At 70.3% G+C, this 19838-nt stretch carries 16 protein-coding genes, 1 pseudogene and 1 riboswitch; of the genes and pseudogenes, 3 read left to right on the forward strand and 14 right to left on the reverse strand.

Annotation, left to right across the window (positions count from 1 at the left end; genetic code table 11):
* Positions 1 to 15: 15 nt before the first annotated feature.
* The 3 genes and pseudogenes from ACF1BH_RS29170 to ACF1BH_RS29180 form a co-directional block, all read right to left on the reverse strand.
* A pseudogene (locus ACF1BH_RS29170) lies at positions 16 to 888 on the reverse strand (IS5 family transposase).
* Between the two features lie 175 nt (positions 889 to 1063).
* Positions 1064 to 1288 carry a hypothetical protein gene (locus ACF1BH_RS29175; RefSeq protein ID WP_391647330.1) on the reverse strand — a complete coding sequence of 75 codons (225 nt, stop codon included), beginning with the start codon at positions 1286 to 1288 and terminating at the stop codon, positions 1064 to 1066.
* Between the two features lie 722 nt (positions 1289 to 2010).
* Positions 2011 to 3585 (reverse strand): glutamate-cysteine ligase family protein, encoded by a 1575-nt coding sequence (locus ACF1BH_RS29180; protein WP_391647332.1) that lies wholly within the window; start codon positions 3583 to 3585, stop codon positions 2011 to 2013.
* Between the two features lie 530 nt (positions 3586 to 4115).
* Between ACF1BH_RS29180 and ACF1BH_RS29185 the strand changes: the two genes are divergently transcribed.
* Both ACF1BH_RS29185 and ACF1BH_RS29190 read left to right on the forward strand, forming a co-directional pair.
* Entirely contained in the window at positions 4116 to 4703 is a 588-nt protein-coding gene (locus tag ACF1BH_RS29185; RefSeq protein WP_391647334.1) for a hypothetical protein, read from the forward strand.
* A 370-nt stretch (positions 4704 to 5073) separates the two neighbouring features.
* A complete protein-coding gene (locus ACF1BH_RS29190; protein ID WP_030282853.1) occupies positions 5074 to 5280 on the forward strand; it encodes a DUF5999 family protein in 207 nt (68 codons plus the stop codon).
* A 61-nt stretch (positions 5281 to 5341) separates the two neighbouring features.
* On the opposite strand, the gene gcvP is transcribed toward ACF1BH_RS29190, so the two are convergent.
* Positions 5342 to 8227, reverse strand: coding sequence for an aminomethyl-transferring glycine dehydrogenase (gcvP, locus tag ACF1BH_RS29195; RefSeq protein WP_391647338.1), 2886 nt, complete (start codon positions 8225 to 8227; stop codon positions 5342 to 5344).
* Positions 8228 to 8414: 187 nt separating this feature from the next.
* Positions 8415 to 8512: riboswitch (glycine riboswitch) on the reverse strand.
* Positions 8513 to 8626: 114 nt separating this feature from the next.
* Here gcvP and ACF1BH_RS29200 point away from each other — a divergent pair.
* Positions 8627 to 9007 (forward strand): PRC-barrel domain-containing protein, encoded by a 381-nt coding sequence (locus ACF1BH_RS29200; protein ID WP_391647341.1) that lies wholly within the window; start codon positions 8627 to 8629, stop codon positions 9005 to 9007.
* A gap of 50 nt (positions 9008 to 9057) precedes the next feature.
* Here the strand turns inward: ACF1BH_RS29200 and ACF1BH_RS29205 are convergent, their stop codons facing one another.
* From ACF1BH_RS29205 to ACF1BH_RS29250, 10 genes are all read right to left on the reverse strand, one after another.
* Positions 9058 to 10752, reverse strand: coding sequence for a DNA polymerase IV (locus tag ACF1BH_RS29205; protein WP_391647343.1), 1695 nt, complete (start codon positions 10750 to 10752; stop codon positions 9058 to 9060).
* 87 nt (positions 10753 to 10839) lie between these two features.
* Entirely contained in the window at positions 10840 to 11388 is a 549-nt protein-coding gene (locus ACF1BH_RS29210; RefSeq protein ID WP_391647361.1) for a MerR family transcriptional regulator, read from the reverse strand.
* Positions 11389 to 11666: 278 nt separating this feature from the next.
* Entirely contained in the window at positions 11667 to 12140 is a 474-nt protein-coding gene (locus ACF1BH_RS29215; protein WP_006606439.1) for a bifunctional nuclease family protein, read from the reverse strand.
* 53 nt (positions 12141 to 12193) lie between these two features.
* Positions 12194 to 12940: a MerR family transcriptional regulator gene (locus ACF1BH_RS29220; RefSeq protein WP_391647346.1), complete on the reverse strand. Its 747-nt coding sequence runs from the start codon at positions 12938 to 12940 to the stop codon at positions 12194 to 12196.
* Between the two features lie 17 nt (positions 12941 to 12957).
* Entirely contained in the window at positions 12958 to 13767 is an 810-nt protein-coding gene (locus ACF1BH_RS29225) for an FHA domain-containing protein (protein ID WP_391647348.1), read from the reverse strand.
* Positions 13768 to 13897: 130 nt separating this feature from the next.
* The gene (locus ACF1BH_RS29230; protein WP_391647363.1) at positions 13898 to 14791 is read right to left on the reverse strand and encodes a DUF881 domain-containing protein; all 894 of its coding nucleotides are present in this window, start codon (positions 14789 to 14791) and stop codon (positions 13898 to 13900) included.
* A gap of 293 nt (positions 14792 to 15084) precedes the next feature.
* On the reverse strand, positions 15085 to 15417 hold the full coding sequence (locus tag ACF1BH_RS29235) for a small basic family protein (protein WP_030282870.1): 333 nt from the start codon (positions 15415 to 15417) through the stop codon (positions 15085 to 15087).
* Positions 15414 to 16352, reverse strand: coding sequence for a DUF881 domain-containing protein (locus ACF1BH_RS29240; RefSeq protein ID WP_391647350.1), 939 nt, complete (start codon positions 16350 to 16352; stop codon positions 15414 to 15416). Before ACF1BH_RS29240 ends, ACF1BH_RS29235 begins: the two co-directional genes overlap by 4 nt.
* Positions 16353 to 16427: 75 nt before the next feature.
* Positions 16428 to 18923: a sugar phosphate nucleotidyltransferase gene (locus tag ACF1BH_RS29245; protein WP_391647352.1), complete on the reverse strand. Its 2496-nt coding sequence runs from the start codon at positions 18921 to 18923 to the stop codon at positions 16428 to 16430.
* Between the two features lie 115 nt (positions 18924 to 19038).
* On the reverse strand, positions 19039 to 19647 hold the full coding sequence (locus tag ACF1BH_RS29250) for a CDP-alcohol phosphatidyltransferase family protein (protein ID WP_345082474.1): 609 nt from the start codon (positions 19645 to 19647) through the stop codon (positions 19039 to 19041).
* Positions 19648 to 19838 lie beyond the last annotated feature (191 nt).

Raw genomic sequence — 19838 nt, forward strand, 5'->3', positions numbered from 1 at the left:
TCGGTTCCGTGCTGGTCACAGCCACACGTTGATGGCTGCGACCAGCACGGTCGCGTGATAGCGGGCGGCGAGTTTGTCGTACCTCGTGGCGACCGCGCGATGGCGTTTCAGTCGGTTGATCCCGCATTCGACAGCGTGCGCTGCTTGTAGTCGCCCTTGTCGAACTTCGGCGGGCGACCACCGCGGGAACCGAGTCTCTGGCGGTTGCGGATCTGGTCGGCCTTATCCGGGATGGTGCACCGCACGCCGCGTCTGCGCAGGTAGGCGCGGTTCGCGCGCGAGCCGTAGGCCCGGTCGGCGCGGACCTTGTCCGGCCGAGAGCATGGTCGGCCCTGCCCGATTCGGGGCACGCGGATGGCGTCCAGGACCGGCTGAAACTGGGGGCTGGCGTGCCGCTGGCCGGCGGTGACGAGCAGGGACAGCGGTTTCTGTCCCTGCTCGACCGCCAGGTGCAGCTTGGTGGTCAGCCCGCCGCGTGAGCGTCCAAGACCGTGGTCGTCGGGCGCTACATCGACGCCGCAGGGCGGTTCCTTCTGCAGGTCCCCTTTTCCCGCGCTCCGGCGGCGTGCTGGTGGGCTCGGGCGATGGTGGAGTCCACGCTCACAGCCCAGGTGATCAGGTCCTTCGCGTCGGCTTCGGCCTGTAGTTGCTCCAGGATGCGCTTCCAGGTGCCGTTGCGCTGCCAGCGCCGGAACAGGTCGTAGGCCCGGTCCCACGGTTCGTACCGCTCGGGCACGTCCCGCCACGGTGCCCCGGTCCTGGTCCGCCATCGAATGCCGTCGAGCAGCTGCCGACGCGTCCAAGTCCGCGGACGGCCCGGCTTCTTGCCAACGGGCAGCAAGGGTTCCAAGCGGGCCACTGGCCGTTCGTCAGATCACCACTCCCCACAGAAAGTGATCATCTCCGACCTTGATCCACTTTCGCAACAGGCCCTAGCACGATCGGTCAGCGGTCCGCGTGGGGAATTCCGGCACGGCGCGCGGCGGAAGGACGGCGACGCCTACCGTCACCTCGTGCCGCCCTCGCCACTGCATCGCCACGGGGTGCTGCGCCTTGCCGCACTTCACGTCATCTGCGACGCGTCGACGAGCAGTGGGACGGCTTCCTGCGCAAGTGGGCAGACCATCGGGGGCGGGGGCGTCGCCGAGTCGGCGCTGCCCGTGCAGTGCGATATCGGCCGCGGGCAGTTCGAGGGACACCTTGTGCCACCGCAGCGGAACGCGTCGTTCGACGAGACGCTCCACCACACCCCGGTGCCGAGGCAGGCGGTGTCCCTCTCCAGGGCCATCAGGGCGCCTGCGGGGAAGCGGGGACGACGCGGCGACCGCATGGCGGGAGTGGCCCAGGCGTTGCAGCGCCGCGTCCGGCGGTCCATGCGCGAGGCTCGCGGGGCGCGGAGATATGCGGAGGGGCGCACAGGCCGTCCGCCGACAGTCATGCGGCCCTCCCCAGGCCGAAGTCGACTGCCACCACCGCCGAGTGCCAGCACCTCTGCTCCCTGCTCGGTGCCGACGACGACTCCGCGCGGGAGCACACGCCGGAACGGGCGCGGCCGCACATCGGCCACTGCCTCTCCCCGACGACGCCGACCTCGTCCGGATCGCCCACTACGTCTTCCACTACGTCTTCCACCTCTCGTCGCCGAGCGGTGGCTGGGCGACCGGGGCCTGCCGGGGGGCCACCGCCCACCAGATGCCGCCCTCCCGTACACGGACTGTGCTCGGAGGTACGGGACGCGCTTTCGTCGCCGCGCAGTCATGGGGCCGTGGCCGTCGGCCTAGGTGCCCGCCCCCGGCCCGCAGCGACCGCCCCGGACGGCACACCCCGGCGCCGGCTGCCCGCCTGGGGCCACAATTCGCGCCGTCCACCCCGACCACGACGCCCCCGCGGCCGGGCCGGAGGCGGGCGAGGTGGCGCGCCGCCTGCCGGCGGTCCTCACCCCGGACGCCTCAGCCGCCGGTCGTCTTGCGATGCGCAGGGGGAGGTCGCCGACGCGTGCCGCCCGCCGCCTCAGCCACCGGCCGCTCCCTCCCCGCTCCCCCACCCGTTCGCCTCCGCGCGGCGCGGCGACGGTACGGTCCGGCGGACGGCGGACCAGGCGACGGGCCAGGTGTGCACCGGCTCGCCGGATCGCATCAGCTCGCTGTAGCGGCGGGTCATCTCAGCCAGCGCGGCCCCGCGGTCCAGGCCCTGTTCCCGTGCGTGGTGGTAGGCGGCGGTCTGCCAGGAGGCGCCGTTGGTGCGACGGGCGCAGCGCTCCTCGATGATGCCGAGGTAGCGGTCCCGGTCGGCCGGTTCGACGCCCCAGGCGTCCAGCCCGGCGGCGGCCAGCGGCAGCAGCTCCTGCCGGACCAGCCGGGTCACCGGTATCTCCGCCACCCCGCCCCGCCCCGGACGCGGCCAGCGCAGCGTGGCGTCGATGCCGTGGCGGCAGGCGGCGGCGAAGTTCTCCGCGGCGGCGGCGAACGGCAGCCGGCTCCACACCGGACGCGGCTGCTCGGCCAGCGCGCGCACCAGCCCGTAGTAGAGGGCAGTGTTGGCGAGGACATCGGCGACGGTGGGCCCGGCCGGCAGGACCCGGTTCTCGACCCGTAGATGCGGTACGCCGTCGGTGACCGCGTACACCGGTCGGTTCCACCGGTAGACGGTGCCGTTGTGCAGCACCAGTTCCGCCAGGTCGGGGACGCCGCCCGCGTCGAGGACGCGCAGCGGGTGCTGCGTTCCGCAGAGCGGCAGCAGGGGCGGGAAGTACCGCACGTTCTCCGCGAAGAGGTCGTATGCCGAATCGATCCAGCGCTCCCCGAACCAGGTGCGCGGACGTACGCCCTGCGCCTGGAGTTCCGGCGGCCGGGTGTCGGTGGCCTGCTGGAAGACCGGCGGCCGTGTCTCGCGCCACAGCTCACGGCCGAAGAAGAACGGCGAGTTGGCTCCGACGGCCACCTGGACGGCGGCGAGCGCCTGGGCCGCGTTCCACACCGCGGCGAACCGGCCGGGCGTCACCTGAAGATGCAACTGTACGGAGGTGCACGCGGCCTCCGGGGCGATCGACGGTGAACGGGCCACGAGCCGTTCGACGCCCTGGATGTCGAGCGCGAAGTCCTCACCGCGCGCCGCCCGCATTTCATCATTCAGCAGGAAATAGCGGTCGTTTTCGGAGAGACTGGCAGCGGTGAGATCGGTGGTGTCCAGAGTCGGCAGAATACCGATCATCACGATCCGGGCAGCCACTTCACGGGCTTTACGGTCGGCATAGGCGAGTGCGGTACGGAGTTCCTCGGCGAGCTGCTCGAAGACCTGGCCGTGCAGCCGGTGCGGGGCGATGTTCACCTCAAGATTGCAGCGGGCGAGTTCGGTCTGGAAATCCTTGCTCGCGATACGCTCCAACACCTGGGAGTTCATCATCCGCGGCAGTCCGTCGGCCCCGGCGAGATTGAGTTCGATCTCCAGGCCGACCAGGTTTTTCGGCCGGTCGAACCGTTTCTCCCCCAGCAGCCTCGCCAACCCCTCAAGACACTCCTGAAGCTTTCTTCGATAACGCTCCCGGTCCGCCAGGCCGATGCCGTCCGCGGCGACCTTCTCCCCCATCGAAGGGTCCTTCCTCCAGTGGACGGCCCGCAGCCACGGGCCGTCCGGGGCCGTCCCCGGCACCACCGGGGCACGCGTCACGGTCGATGATGCCCCGGTGATCTGATCCATAACGCCTCAAGGGCGTTCGGCTGCCGATAGGCTCGAAGTGACGGAGAGCCCGGCACGTACCTGTGGCATATTGCGGCGACAACCGCCGTCGACAATTATCTCGGAAATCCACCGGGAAGATTCGGCCTACCATCCGACGGGAGAATATCGAGGCGGATTGCCCGCCCTCCACACAAAGAAGGAGGAAGCGTCTCCACAAGGGGACCGGATTACCCCTTGCCGGAAATCACAGGAGCGTTTACCGGAAACACCGTGGGAACATACGTCGTATAAACTCCGCTCACGAGGCGGAGACTTGGGCCCCGTGTCGCGTTGCGCGCCCCTGCGCGGAGATACGCGCCCGGCTCCGACCCCGCACGCTGACAACGCCGTCCGCGTCTGCCGTGCCGCACCGTGTGTCCAAGTGAGAGGCGACCACCATGCCGCTGCATGTACCCGCTGCCCCCGCGCCCGCCCTGCGCAGCGTACTCACCGCCCTCGGCTCGCCCACCGCCGTCCGCGAGGCCCGTCCCGCCGCGCTCCGCGCCCATCAGGGCCCGCTCAGCGCGGACCACCCGCTGCCGGTCCACGTCCTGGACGGCATCGGCCGCACCGGCGTCCCGCCCCGCACCCGGCTGGCCGGCTGGCGCTTCCTGGTGACCGGCGGCGGGCGGCCGGTGGCGGCGGCCGAGGCACGGCTGACGGCGGACGGCTGGGCGTTCGCACACTTCTGCGGCGGCCCGTACGTCACGGCGACCGAACAGGCCCTGCACCAGGCCGAATCACTCAGCGCCGGGTACCAGCCGCGGCTGCTGTCCGTGCCGGAGCTGTACATGCTGACGCTGTGGCTGCACCACGACATCGCCTCCGACGGCACCTCGGGGCTGCCGGCCGCAGGTGATCTCCTGGTGCCGCTCGCCCCCGCGCCGCCCGGGATCGCCGCGCACCTCCCGCAGCGGGCGGCCGACCTGCTGCCCCGGCTCAGCGACCGTCTCGCCCCGCCGCCGCTCCTCGGCTCCACCGCCTGACCTCGTACGGACGCACCCGGCGGACGGATTCCGACCTGACGCGCCGACGCATTCCGTACGGCGTACACACCGTGCGAATGAGCGCCCCGTGAGCCCTCCACGCCGCGGGGCGCTCTGCTGTGCGCCCTGCGTGCCACCGTCCACCGTCCCTCCCCCAACCTCCCTGGCAGGGTGCGCATTTGGGAGCAACCGCCCGCACGGGTGACACGTCCGTATCGAGTGCGTACCACTGCGGCGAAATCCCTGCGGAAATCCGTCCGCGGGGCAACACTGAGTCCAACCGAAGGAAACGGGGGAAGCGGCCATGACCACTTCACGCTCATCGAGCCGCATGACGACGATCACCCATCCGCAGCGAAAGACAGTGCCCATGTGTCAGCACCAGCCGCCCTGCCCGTCAGCCGACTCCAGCGACCGGGAAGCCGCGCATCCCGTGGCGCACCACCCGGAGCAGGGCTGGAGCCTGTTGTGCAACGGCGTCCTCCTCTTCGAGGACACCGGTGAGCTTCTGCCGGACGGTCAGGTCATCGCCCCGCACCGTCCGGACGGCACGACCCGGGTCGCCACCACCGTCTGACCCGTCGCACGTCAAAGGGCCCCCGGCGCGCTCGCCGAGGGCCCTCATCGCTGCGCGGACGTCAGCCGTCGTACTCCGTCAGCGGCGGGCAGGAGCAGACGAGGTTGCGGTCACCGAAGGCGCCGTCGATACGGCGGACCGGCGGCCAGTACTTCTCCGCCGCCACGACGCCCGCCGGGAAGACTGCCTCTTCGCGGGTGTACGGGTGGGCCCACTCACCGCCGAGTGCGCCCGCGGTGTGCGGGGCGTTGCGCAGCGGGTTGTCGTCCTTGTCCCACTCGCCGCTGCCGACCTTCTCGATCTCCGCGCGGATGGCGATCATCGCGTCGCAGAAGCGGTCCAGCTCGGCGAGGTCCTCGCTCTCGGTCGGCTCGATCATCAGCGTGCCGGCCACCGGGAACGACATGGTCGGGGCGTGGAACCCGTAGTCGATCAGCCGCTTGGCGACATCGTCGATGGTCACGCCCGTGGCCTTCGTCAGCGGGCGGACGTCGATGATGCACTCGTGCGCGACCAGCCCGCCGGGACCGGTGTAGAGCACCGGGAAGTGCGGCTCCAGACGCTTGGCGATGTAGTTGGCGGAGAGCACCGCGACCTGCGTGGCGCGCTTGAGCCCTTCGCCGCCCATGAGGCGGACGTACGCCCAGGAGATCGGCAGGATGCCGGCCGAGCCCCAGGGCGCGGCGGAGATCGGGCCGACGCCGGTCTCCGGGCCCGCCGTCGGCTGCAGCGGGTGGTTGGGGAGGTACGGCGCGAGGTGCGCGCGGACGCCGACCGGGCCGACGCCGGGGCCACCGCCGCCGTGCGGGATGCAGAAGGTCTTGTGGAGGTTCAGGTGCGAGACGTCGCCGCCGAACTTGCCCGGCTCGGCGAGCCCGACCAGCGCGTTGAGGTTGGCGCCGTCCACGTAGACCTGGCCGCCCGCGTCGTGCACCGCGGCGCAGATCTCGGTGATGTGCTCCTCGAAGACACCGTGGGTCGACGGGTAGGTGACCATCAGGACGGCCAGCTCGTCGCGGTGCTTGTCGATCTTGGCGCGCAGGTCCTCGGTGTCGACCTCGCCGTCCTCGCCGGTCCTGACGACGACGACCTTCATCCCGGCCATCACGGCGCTGGCGGCGTTGGTGCCGTGAGCCGAGGACGGGATGAGGCAGACGGTGCGCTGCTCGTCGCCGTTGGCGCGGTGGTACGCACGAACCGCCAGCAGACCGGCCAGCTCACCCTGGGAGCCGGCGTTCGGCTGGAGGGAGACCTTGTCGTAGCCGGTGACGGTGGCCAGCCGCTCCTCCAGCTCCTGGATGAGCGTGAGGTAGCCCTGCGCCTGCTCGGCGGGGGCGAAGGGGTGCAGCTGCCCGAACTCCGGCCAGGTGACCGGCTCCATCTCCGTCGTCGCGTTCAGCTTCATCGTGCAGGACCCGAGCGGGATCATGCCGCGGTCGAGCGCGTAGTCCTTGTCGGACAGGCGGCGCAGGTAGCGCAGCATCGCGGTCTCGGAACGGTGCTGGTGGAAGACGGGATGGGTGAGGTAGTCGCCGGTACGCAGCAGACTCTCGGGCAGCGCGTCGGCGGCCACGGCGTCCAGCTGCTCGACGTCGCCGGAGACGCCGAAGGCGCGCCAGACGGCGGCGAGCTGCGTCCGGCCGGTGGTCTCGTCGCAGGCGATGCCGACGTGGTCCGCGTCGACCTGGCGGAGGTTGACACCGGCGTCCCGGGCGGCGGCGACGACCTCGGCGGCACGGGCCGGCACCCGGGCGGTCAGGGTGTCGAAGTACGCACCGTGCACCAGCTCCACACCGCCGGCCTTCAGGCCCTCGGCGAGGACCGTGGCGTAGCGGTGGGTGCGGCGGGCGATGGCGGCCAGTCCGTCCGGGCCGTGGTAGACCGCATACATTCCGGCCATGACAGCGAGCAGCACCTGCGCGGTGCAGATGTTGCTGGTGGCCTTCTCGCGGCGGATGTGCTGCTCGCGGGTCTGCAGGGCCAGGCGGTACGCCTTGGTGCCGTCGGCGTCGACGGAGACACCGACGAGGCGGCCGGGCAGGCTCCGGGCGAACTTCTCGCGTACGGCCATGAAGCCGGCGTGCGGGCCGCCGAAGCCCATCGGCACACCGAAGCGCTGGGTGGTGCCCACCGCGATGTCGGCGCCCAGCTCGCCCGGCGAGGTGAGGAGGGTCAGGGCCAGCAGATCGGCGGCGACGGTGACGACGGCGCCCAGCTCCTGGGCCTGCGCGATGACCGCGCGGGGGTCGCGGACCGCACCGGACGCCCCCGGGTACTGCAGCAGCACACCGAAGACGCCGCGCTCGGCGATCTCGGCCGGGATGCCGTCGGTCAGGTCGGCGACGACGACCTCGACACCGGTGGGTTCGGCGCGCGTCCGGATGACGGCGACGGTCTGCGGCAGGCAGTCGGCGTCGACGAGGAAGACACCCTGCTTGACCTTGCCGACGCGCCGGGAGAGGGCCATGGCCTCGGCGGCGGCGGTGCCCTCGTCGAGGAGCGACGCACCCGAGGTGGGCAGGCCGGTGAGGTCGGCGACCATCGTCTGGAAGTTCAGCAGCGCCTCGAGGCGGCCCTGCGAGATCTCCGGCTGGTACGGGGTGTACGCCGTGTACCAGGCGGGGTTCTCCATGACGTTGCGCAGGATCACCGGCGGCGTGAACGTGCCGTGGTAGCCGAGGCCGATCATCGACGACAGGACCTGATTGCGCTGGGCGAGGGCGCGCAGCTCGGCGAGGACGTCCGCCTCCGAGCGGCCCTGCGGCAGCCCCAGCGCCTCGGCGCTCTTGATCACATCGGGTACGGCGGCCGCGGTCAGCTCGTCCAGCGAACCGAATCCGACCTGCGCGAGCATCTTGGCCTGCGCCTCGTGGTCCGGACCGATGTGCCGGTGCTCGAAGGGCGTACCGCGCTCCAGCTCGGTCAGCGGGATGCGATTGGTGGTCATCTGCGGGGGCCTCCTGGTCTCAACGACCTACGAGGGGCACCACGGCGCTGGTGCCCGGACGGCCTCCCCCTCTGTCATCTCAACCTGAGAGCTTCACCGGCCCGCGGCTGCGGCCCGGCTTTCACCGTCGGTGAGGAGGGGTTCCGGCGCTGCGTCGTCCATAGCCCGCCCTGCTTTCCAGAGTGACCTCGTCCGAGCGGTACGTGTGCCTGAGAGTTTCCGGGGAGGATTTGCTCCTTCGGCGTCCGCGCCGCGGAACGACGTGGACTCTCCCGCACGGGATCAGCGGCCATTTGCCAGCCTACCAGCGCGTCATCCGGGGGATCCTTCGAGTGGCCGACATAAGAAATGTGCCGTTTGGTAGGTGTCACAAGGCAGTTGCGAACAGTTGGAGGGGCCGTGCAAACCGATATCGACCCGCGGAGCCTGATCGGCCGCAAGGCCTACGACCGCCAGGGCACCAAGATCGGCACCGTGGACGAGGTCTACCTCGACGATGCGACCGGCGAACCCGAATGGGCGGCAGTGCGCACCGGACTTTTCAGTCGCGACGCCTTCGTCCCTCTGGAGCCGAGCCGCCTGGTCGACGACGCCCTGCACATCCCCTACGACCGCAAGCTGATCAAGGACGCCCCCGACTTCGGCGTCGGCCGTCACCTCTCCCCCGAACAGGAACTCCAGCTCTACCACCACTACCGGCTGGACATCACCTCCCCGGCAGACATCGACCGGCCCCCCGCCGACAAGAACTTCGGCAACATCGCAGGATCGGACGACTGAACACCGCCCCCCCCCGCGTCCTCCCTCCCTTTCCGCGTCTGCCTCCCGGACTACGAGCCCTGGCAGGACTTACCCACGGCAGCGGCCGTCGACGGGCCGTACCGGCCCGTCTCCCGTATGCGGGCGCCCTGGGGCGATGCCCCTGCCCGGTCCGATTCCGAGCGGTCCGGGCCCCGGAAATCCCGGCCCGGCTCCTGGTGGCCCGCTTCCGGGCGGCTGGATCGCCGGCTGTCCGCTTCCGCCCGCCCCGGCTCCGCATCGTCCGCCCCCGGGCCGCCCGGCTCCGGCCGCCCGCATCCGGATATCGGGTCCCCGGGTCTCCCGCTCGACCCGCCCTGACCGCCCGTGACCGGCCCTGCCTCCGCCTCCGCCTCGCCCCGTACCGGATCCGGCGTCGGCGGACCGCCGACCAGCGGCAGCGGCTCCCCGGGCCGTAGCGCCGGATCGTCGACGGCGAAGGTCCGCACCCGCCCCGGCGGCGACCACGGCTGTTCGAACCGCACGGTCACCCGCCCCACCCCGCTGCCCTGCACCCACCCGGCTCCGTACTCGTCATGGATGACGTCCAGCCCCGGATGCCAGCGGCGCGGCAGCTCCTCCGCCGGCTCCGCCCCGCCCCGCTCCTCGCCCTCCGCAGCCGCCACCTGGGCCGCTTCGGCGGCCTCCTGCTCCGTGGCCAGCTGGGCGAAGAGATCCTCCTGGGTGAAGTCGGCAAGACCGCTCACCCCCACCCCCAGCAGCCGCACGCCACCCGTGGTGTCGACGAGGTCCAGCAGACGGACCGCCGCCTCCCGCACCACCGCGGGGTCGTCGGTGGGCCCGCGCAGCGTCTCCGAGCGCGTCAGGGTCGAGAAGTCGTAGTTCCGCACCTTGATCACGACCGTGCGGCCGGAGCGGCCGGCGGCCCGCAGCCGCTGCACACACCGCTCGGCCAGCCGCACCAGCTCGTTACGCACCCGGGTGCGGTCGGTGAGGTCGACCTCGAAGGTGTCCTCCACCGACACCGACTTCGCGTCCCGCTCGGCCACGACCGGCCGGTCGTCCCGGCCCAGGGCCATCGCGTACAGCCCCGCCCCGTGCGCCCTCCCCAGCAGCCGCACCAGCTCCGCCTCCCCCGCCTCGGCGGTCTCCGCGACGGTCGTGATCCCCGCTCGGCGCAGCACCTCGGCCGTCGCCGGCCCGACGCCCGGCAGGGTGCGGACGGTCATCGGCCCCAGCAGTTCCCGCTCGGTGCCCGGCTCGATGATCCTCAGGCCGTCCGGCTTGGCCGCCTCCGAGGCGATCTTGGCCAGCATCTTCGCCCCGGCCAGCCCCACCGAGCCCGTCAGCCCCGTGACCGCCCTGATGTCGCGCCGCAGCTGCTCGCCGACGGCGCGGGCGGAGGCGGTATCGGCGGCGACACCGCCGGCCTCCAGGTCGACGAACGCCTCGTCCAGGCTCAACGGCTCGACCAGCGGCGACAGTGCGTGCAGCAGCTGCATCACGCTGTCGCTGACCCGCCGGTAGACGGAGAAGCGGGGGCTGAGATAGGCGGCGTTGGGGCACAGCCGACGTGCCTGGGCCGTGGGCATCGCCGACCGCACCCCGAACACCCGCGCCTCGTACGACGCGGTCGAGACGACGCCGCGCGGCCCGATCCCGCCCACGACCACCGGCTTACCGCGCAGGCTGGGCTTGGCCGCCTGCTCGGCGGCCGCGAAGAACGCATCCATGTCGAGATGCAGAATCGTCGGCGCTCGTCTCACACGACCGATGCTGCCGCATACCACTGACAATCGGCCCCGAGCAGGGCCGGAGCGCCCGGCGAAGACCGTCCGAGGAGGGCCGGGGGGTCAGCCCGCGCGGTTGCGCCGCCGGGCCAGTTCGTCGTGCGGGTTCTGCCCGACCAGGGTCTCGCCGGTGTCGACGCGCTCACCGTGCAGTTGGGAGAGCGCGCTCTCCACGTCCCGCCACACGACGCCGATGGCGATGCCGAAGACACCCTGACCGCCCTGGAGGAGATCGACGACCTGGTCCGGGGAGGTGCATTCGTAGACCGTCGCGCCGTCGCTCATCAGCGTCATCCGCGTCAGGTCGGCCAGCCCTCGGGAGCGCAGGTGCTGCACCGCGGTGCGGATGTTCTGGAGCGAGACGCCGGTGTCCAGCAGCCGCTTGACGATCTTCAGGACGACGACATCCCGGAAGCTGTAGAGCCGCTGGGTACCCGAGCCGTACGCCGGGCGGACACTCGGCTCCACCAGTCCGGTGCGCGCCCAGTAGTCGAGCTGCCGGTAGGTGATGCCGGCGGCGGCACACGCGGTCGGTCCGCGATAGCCGACGACCGCCGTTCCGGGCTCCGCCGACGCCGCGGTGGGCTGTACCGGGGTGCGGTCCGCCACCACGTTCGAGGGAAGCGGCAACGCCCCCTCCGCCGTACCGTCACCGGTGATTGCCACGCCGCCCTCCGTCCTCCACGTCCCGGACGGGACCTGCCATATCGACGGTATGCAGTCACTCGGGGTGCGTCAACGATCGCCGCGCTCGCCACGCCGAGTGATAATCACCCCACGAGTGGTTTCTCGTGACCCGAGACGGGGAAGGCCTGGCTGGTTGACCGAAAAGAATCAGCCGGTGGCGGCGCGTTCACGGAGACCCGTGAACGCGCCGCCACCGGCCGCTGTCACTGACTGTTGGTGCCGAAGTCCTCGGGCGAGATCTGGTCGAGGAACTCGCGGAACTTCTCCACCTCGTCCTCCTGCTCGTCCGGGATGGCGATACCCGCGTCGTCCAGCACACCGTCGGTACCGAAGATCGGCGTACCGGTGCGCAGCGCCAGCGCTATCGCGTCGGACGGTCGGGCACTGACCTCCACCCCGCTGGCGAAGACCAGCTCGGCATAGAACACCCCCTCGCGCAGGTCCGTGATGCGGACCTGCGTCAGCTCCTGGCCCACCGCTTCCAGCACGTCCTTGAAAAGGTCGTGTGTCAGCGGCCTGGCAGGGACCATGCCCTGCTGGGCGAAGGCGATGGCGGTGGCCTCCCCCGGCCCGATCCAAATGGGCAGGTAACGATCGCCTCCCACCTCCCGCAGGAGCACGATCGGTTGGCTGGAAGGCATTTCCACCCGGACACCCACGACGTCGAGCTCGTTCACACAGCAACCCTAGGACGTGCCCGGCAGGTTTGGGTAGTCGGGCAGGTATTTGCTCACTGGAGATGGGCCCGCAGCGCGCTCTCGACGAACGCGGCGTGCAGCCGCACGGAGAGCGTCGCCAGCTCCCTGGCCGTGGCCTCCGCATGCGCTCTGGTCTGCGGATTACGGTGCCGACGCAGCGGCGCCACGACCTGTTCCACCAGGCCGGCCTCGCGCTCGGCGGCCGCCTTCACGGCCCGCAGATGCCGCGGTTCCAGCCCGAAACGGCCGAGCTCCGCGACGAGCCGGGCGACGCCGACGGCCTCGCCGCCGAAATTTCCCTCCGCATCGGCCGTGACCAGGCCGTACGACTCCCACTCGGCCAGCTCCGCCTCGTCCACCTCGGCCGTGGCGAGCAGCTCGGCGCGGCCGATCCGGGCCGTCGCGGGCCGCTCCTCGCCCACCTCGGGGACGCCCTCCACGAGGTCCCTGGAGGGCGCGGGCGTGGGCAGCGGAAGCTCCTCGCCGCGCTCCTGGGCGTCCAAGTGCTCCCGGATGACCTTCAGCGGGAGGTAGTGGTCCCGCTGCATCCGCAGCACGCTCGCGAGACGCTGGACGTCGGCGGTGGTGAATTTGCGGTACCCGGAAGGCGTACGCGTCGGCTCGACGAGTCCCTCGGCCTCCAGGAAACGGATCTTGGAGATCGTGACCTCGGGGAACTCCTCGCGCAGCAGGCCGAGCACCGCGCCGATGCTCACCGGCTTGCCGTCCGAGGAGGTGGTGCCGGACGTGCCGGCACCACCTGTCGGTGTATGACGCATATGCCTTCCCTGGCCGGTCAGATGCCCGCGCCCCGCTGGCTCGGGTAGAAGACCAGGCGGTACTTGCCGATCTGGACCTCGTCGCCCCCGGCGAGAGCGACGGAGTCGATCCGCTCGCGGTTGACGTAGGTGCCGTTGAGGCTGCCGACGTCGGCGACCGTGAAGACACCGTCCTGACCGCGGCGGAACTCCACATGGCTGCGGGAGACCGTCACATCGTCCAGGAAGATGTCGCTCTGCGGATGCCGACCCGCCGTCGTCAGCTCACCGTCCAACAGGAAACGGCTGCCGGAGTTGGGACCCCGGCGGACGATCAGCAGTGCGGAGCCCAGCGGCAGCGCGTCGACCGCCGCCTGCGCCTCGGGCGAGAGCGCGGGGCTCAGGTTCTGCCCCGTGGTCTCGCCGTCGTACGCCTCGATACCCGAGATCGAGATCGTCGACGTCGTCTCGGACGGGCGCTCGGGCTGTGCGCCCGCACGCAGCGGCGTGCCGCACTGCGAGCAGAACTTGCCCGCCTCGGCGTTGCGGTGACCACACCTCGGGCAGGACGAGGCCGCCGCGCCCTCCGCCCCCTGTGCACCTATGCGGCCGGCACCGGACGGGTCACCAGCACCCGCTCCGGAACCACCCGCGACCTCGTCACGGAAGAGCGGACGATCCGCTCCGGCGCCGCTCTCCTCGGGCTGACGCGGTGCGCGGTGCCGCGCTGTGCCGCTGTCGCCCTCCTGACGTGCGCTCTTGCCGAACAGCTTTCCAAACAACTTCACGGGCGATTCCCCTTGTACGAAACAGACCCGCCCGTGGGGCAGGACGAACCCTCGATGCACACACCGGCCGATCCGGACGTCCTGTGAACGTCCGCGGCCTCCAGACAGTTTCCCTCACACGCTCCATACACGGTGCGTCGACCCCCCGCTACCTCATGCCCTTCCCGGGCCATCCCCATACGCGTCTCTCTCACTGCGATGACGACCGAGCGTAGTCAGGCCGCTTCGCCTCTCGCAAGGCGTCCACGATGATCTTCTGTTCACCCGCGACACCCACCGTGGCCTGCTCCTTTTCCAGAGTCTGCACCACGCCACCGGGGATGTTGAGCGCCGGCTCCAGATCCTGCGGCTTCCCGATGACCTTGAAACGGTACGGCTGCGTGACCTTCTTGCCGTCGATCTCCACTCCGCCGCGGACATCCGAGAGGTAACTGTTCGCAACGATACGGACGTCGTTCACCTGAATCGCCTCGGCACCCGCGGCGCGCAGCTCCTGGATCGTGTCGAGCAGCTTGTCCGCCTCCACGGAGTGCGTCGGGTCGCTGATGGTCAGTTTGATGCCGGGCCCCTGGGCCGCGACGGTCCCGGCCAACACGCCCAGCTGCTGTTCCTTCTCCACGGTCTGCTTACGCGCCTCCTCGGCCTGGTCCGAGCTGTTCTCCAGCTCGGTCTTCTGCCCTTCCAGGCGCCGCTGTTCGTCCGTCAACCGCTGCGACCGGTTGTCCAGTTCATCCAGGATGCGCACCAGATCCTCCTGGCGCGCACCGCGCAGCGCGCTGCTGTCACTCGTGGAACGTACCTGAATCGCCAGGCCCAGGCCGAGAATGAACAGCAGCACCGCGACGATCAGTTGAGCGCGGGTCAACCGCGGCGGCCACAGACCGGCACGGAGCCGCTGGCGACCGGTCAGCGGCGGCTCCCCGCCGTCACCGTCCTCCGCCGCCCCGTCCGGTCGCCCGTCGTGTCCGCTGCCGCCGCCCGAGGCGCCTCCGGAAGCCGTGTCACCGTCCGCCGGTCCACGGGAGCCGGCCTCGCCGTCCCGGCCCGCACCGGCCTCCGGCCGCAGCCGGCTCTCGGGCGGCATCGGCCGCCGGTCCGCCGGCCGCCCCTGCCCTTCGGAGGCCCGGTTCGCGCCCTCGGCCTCCGGAAGCTCCCGGCGTACGGGAGCCTCATCGGCATCGGGCAGCTCACGGGGCGCAGGCGCCTCGGGCCGCGGGTGCCGTGCGGGCGTCTCGGGGCGAGGGCGGCGCTCGATCTCCCCGCCGGGCTTCCGCTCCGGACGCGGCCCGCGCTCAGGGGGTGCGTCCGGAGCGGGACGCGGCGTCCCGTCGGTGGCCGAACGTTCCGGCTCGGGTGTCTCGTCGTTCGCCATCCGCCTCACGCCCTGAAGATGTGCCGGCGGATCGCGGCGGCATTGGAGAAGATCCGGATACCGAGGACCACGACCACACCCGTGGAGAGCTGGGCGCCGACGCCGAGCTTGTCCCCGAGGAACACGATCAGGGCGGCGACCACGACGTTCGACAGGAACGACACGACGAAGACCTTGTCGTCGAAGATGCCGTCCAGCATCGCGCGCAGACCACCGAACACGGCGTCCAGCGCGGCCACCACGGCAATCGGCAAGTAGGGCTCGACCACCGTCGGCACCACGGGCCGGACCACGAGCCCGACCACGACCCCCACGATGAGCCCCAATACGGCGATCACGATGTGCCCTTCCCTGTGTCGGCGCCGTCCGCCTTCTCGGCGCCGGTCTGCGGCTGTGCTGTGCGTACGATCAAACTGGGCGCGGGCGGCAGGGTGACGTCACCCTCCACGGAAATCCTGGTGCGCACGCCGTAGTTCTCCTGCAACACGTGCAGATACCGGCCGTCGACGCTGTCCTGGAACGCGGTGCTGAGCCGCTGCCCGTCCCCCACCGCCAGCACCGTGTACGGCGGTACCAGCGGCTTGTTGTCGACCAGTATGGCGTCTCCCGCGGCTCTGATCGCCGAGAGGGATGTCAGCCGCTGGCCGTTCACGGAGATCGCCTCCGCCCCGGCGAGCCACAGGCCGTTGACCACGCGCTGCATGTCCCGGTCGCGTACCCGCCCGGTGTCGGAGAAACCATTGCTCTCCCGGGGGCCGCCGCCGTTCCCCGACTCCGCGTCCTTGGCGTCGTCGATGACGAGTTTCACGCCGGGGCCGGTGACCTGCGTCGATCCGGCCAGCAGCGCCAGCAGCTCCGCCTTGTCCCCACCATGGCGGCGCAGCGCCTCGCGCTGCTTGGCATCGACGGAGTCGCGCAGGGCGTCGACCCGGTGCTGCTGCGCGTCGGCCTCGTCGGTGCCCTTCTGGATGCGGTTGATCAGCTCTTCGCGCTCTTTCGCCAGCGTCGGCGCGGATATCCGCGCCTGTGCGGCGCCCACGGTGACCACCACCGCGGCGAGCACGAGTCCGGCGGCGAGCCCCAACTTCGCCCGCACCGTCCGCGGCAGACCGCCACCGACGCCCGCGGCTGCCTTGCGTTCGGCGGCTTCCGCGTATCCGTCGTCGAGGCTGTGGTCCATCACGTTGGTCAGCAGCGACATGGACGCGTCGGGGCGCGCGGCCGGTCTCCTGGTGGTGCTCCGTTCGGGGCGCTGCTGCGACATGCCGCACATCGTCGCACGTCGCCCGTGTGGTCTCCCAATGGCCCCACCGGCGCGCTGAATGGCGGCACGCCGGTGGGGTGCAGGTCAGCGGCCCGCGCCGTCAACCACCGTTGACCATTCGTCCAACAGCTGGTCCGCGGAGGCCTCGTCGGGCCCCTCCGCCCACAGATGCGTGACCGCCTCCGCCGTGTCGGGCAGCACGAGCACCCACCGGCCGTCCGTCTCCACCACCCGCACGCCGTCGGTGGTGTCCACGGACCGGTCTCCGGCAGCCTCGACGACGTTCCGCATGACCAGGCCCTTGACCGCCCAGGGCGTCGCCACGTCCCGGCGCCGTACGTGCGCCCGCGGGATGCGCGCGTCGATCTGGCTGAGCGTGATCTGCGACCGCGCGATCAGCCCGAGCAGCCGCACGAACGCGGCGGAGCCGTCGAAGACGCTGCTGAACTCCGGAATGATGAACCCGCCACGGCCGTCGCCCCCGAAGACCGTGCCGTCCTCCCGCCCGACCCGTGTCAGATCGTCCGGCGACGTCGTCGTCCACTCGACCTGGGTGCCGTGGTACGCGGCGACCTGCTCGGCGATACGGGTCGTCGTCACGGGCAACGCCACCCGGCCACTGCGGCGCTCCGCCGCGATCAGGTCGAGCATCACCAGCAGCGCCCGGTCGTCCTCGATGATCCGGCCCCGCTCGTCCACCAGCGACAACCGTTCGCCGACCGGGTCGAACCGCACCCCGAACGCCGCCCGTGCCGATGCGACGATCTCCCCGAGGCGGCCGAGCCCCTTCCGCCGGGCCTCGGCCGTCTCCGTCGGCCGGGCCTCGTTCAGGCCGGGATTGATCGTGAGGGCGTCCACCCCGAGGCGGCCCAAAAGGCTCGGCAGGACCAGTCCGGCGCTGCCGTTGGACGCGTCGACGACGACCTTCAGCCCGGATTCCGCAAGCCCTTCGGTGTCGACGGCCCGCAGCAGCGATCCGGTGTACGAGTCGAAAACGCTCGACGGGAACCGCAGATCACCGATTTCGCCGGGAAAGGCGCGGCGGTATTCCTGACGGGCGTAGACGCGGTCGAGTTTCCGTTGCCCGGCCTGCGAGAGGTCGGCGCCACGTGCGTCGAAGAACATGATGTCGACGGAGTCGGGAACCCCCGGCGTCGTACGCACCATGATGCCGCCGGCACTGCCCCGTGCGGTCTGCTGCCGGGCGACCGGCAGCGGCACGTTCTCCAGGTCCCGTACGTCTATGGCGCTGGCCTGGAGCGCGGAGATCACGGCGCGTTTGAGTGCCCGGGCGCCCCGGGAATGGTCGCGTGCCGTGGTGACCGTGGCGCCCTTCTTGAGCGTCGTCGCATAGGCACCGGCCAGCCGCACGGCCAGCTCCGGGGTGATCTCCACGTTGAGAATTCCGGAGACGCCGCGGGCGCCGAACAGATGCGCCTGCCCCTTCGACTCCCAGATCACCGACGTGTTGACGAAGGCACCGGCCTCGATCGTTTTGAACGGGTAGACCCGCACATTGCCCTGAACGATCGATTCCTCTCCGACGAGACACTCGTCGCCGATGACCGCGCCGTCCTCGATCCGGGCGGCGCTCATGATGTCGGTGTTCTTCCCGACGACACAGCCGCGGAGGTTGGTCCGCGGCCCGATGAAGACGTTGTCGTGCACGACGGCCTTGTGGAGGAATGCACCGCTCTTCACCACCACATTGGAACCGATGACCGTGTGTTCGCGGATCTCGACATCCGCTTCGACCTTGGCGTAGTCCCCGATGTACAGCGGACCGCGCAGTACGGCGTCGGGATGGACGTCAGCGCCTTCGGCCACCCACACACCGGGCGAGATCTCGAAGCCGTCGATTTCGACGTCGACCTTGCCATCCAGCACGTCGGCCTGTGCCTTCACATAGCTCTCGTGGGTGCCGACATCTTCCCAGTAGCCCTCCGCGACATAGCCGTAGATCGGCTTGCCTTCCTTCATCAGCTGAGGGAAGACATCGCCCGACCAGTCGACGGAGACATCGGCCTGGACGTAGTCGAAGACCTCGGGCTCCATGACGTAGATGCCCGTGTTGACGGTGTCCGAGAAGACCTGGCCCCAGGTGGGCTTTTCCAGGAACCGCTCCACCTTGCCGTCCTCGTCGACGATCGTGATGCCGAATTCGAGGGGGTTGGGGACCCTCGTCAGACAGACGGTGACGAGGGCGCCCTTCTCCTTGTGGAAGCGGATGAGGTCGGTGAGGTTGAAATCGGTGAGGGCGTCACCGGAAATCACAAGGAAGGCATCGTCCCGCAGGGCCTCTTCCGCGTTCTTGACGCTGCCCGCGGTGCCGAGCGGCTTCTCCTCGTTGGCATAGGTGAGTTCCATGCCCAGCTCTTCGCCGTCGCCGAAGTAGTTCCGGACGAGTGAGGCGAGGAATTGCACGGTTACCACGGTCTCGGTGAGACCGTGCCGCTTCAGCAGCCGCAGTACGTGCTCCATGATCGGCCTATTGGCCACGGGGAGCAGGGGTTTGGGCATGCTGGACGTCATGGGGCGAAGACGTGTGCCTTCGCCGCCGGCCATCACAACGGCCTTCATGTCGGAAGCGTCCTCCTCTAAGAGACGACGGTCTTGCCGACTTCACCCGTCTGGATCGCCCACTGTTCTCACGTACGGGCGCCAGGGTGGCACTGGTATTGCCTGTTCGGCGAGCTCAGTCGGCTGTGGCGTCCGCCCTGATGATCCTGCGGACCTGAACCACGTAGAGGATTCCTGCCCACCAGTACAGCGCCGTACCCCATCCGGCGAAAGCCCATCCGAAAACAGCAGCGAGCGTATGAAGCCAGCCACTTCCCTCACTGAGAAGGAGCAACGGGAAGGCGTACATGAGGTTGAACGTCGCGGCCTTACCGAGGAAGTTCACCTGGGGCGGACCGTATCCGTGCCGGCCCAGGAATCCAACGGCGACCAGCAGCATGAGTTCCCGGGCCACCAACGCGGCGGTGAGCCACAGCGGCAGGATCTCTCGCCAGGTGAGCCCCACGAGGGTGGAAAGGATGTACAGCCGGTCCGCGGCCGGGTCAAGGATGCGCCCCAGGCTGCTGATCTGGTTCCAGCGCCGGGCGAGCTTACCGTCGAGATAGTCGCTGACTCCGCTCAGGGCCAGGACGAGCAGTGCCCAGCCATCGGCCTTGGGCCCGCCGAATTCCGGCCACAGAATCAACCACAGGAACACCGGCACGCCAACCAGACGCGCCATGCTCAGAATGTTCGGGATGGTGAGGACGCGATCCGTCTGGACCCGCGTCTCCTGGACCTCCACGCGGGGGCCTCCTGTGGGAAATGTGCCGACAATGCCCCCCGACCTTACCTGCCGGCCCGATCGGGCCGCGCCTTGGGTCCGAAGGTCGGATCCGAACTGTGGCCGAACGCAAAAAAGCTCCGGTCTCCGGAAACCATTCACTGGTTCCCGGAGACCGGAGCTGAAAAATTGTTCGGCGGCGTCCTACTCTC

This window comes from Streptomyces sp. NPDC014733 (assembly GCF_043083385.1).
In the GTDB taxonomy this organism is placed as follows: Bacteria; Actinomycetota; Actinomycetes; order Streptomycetales; family Streptomycetaceae; genus Streptomyces.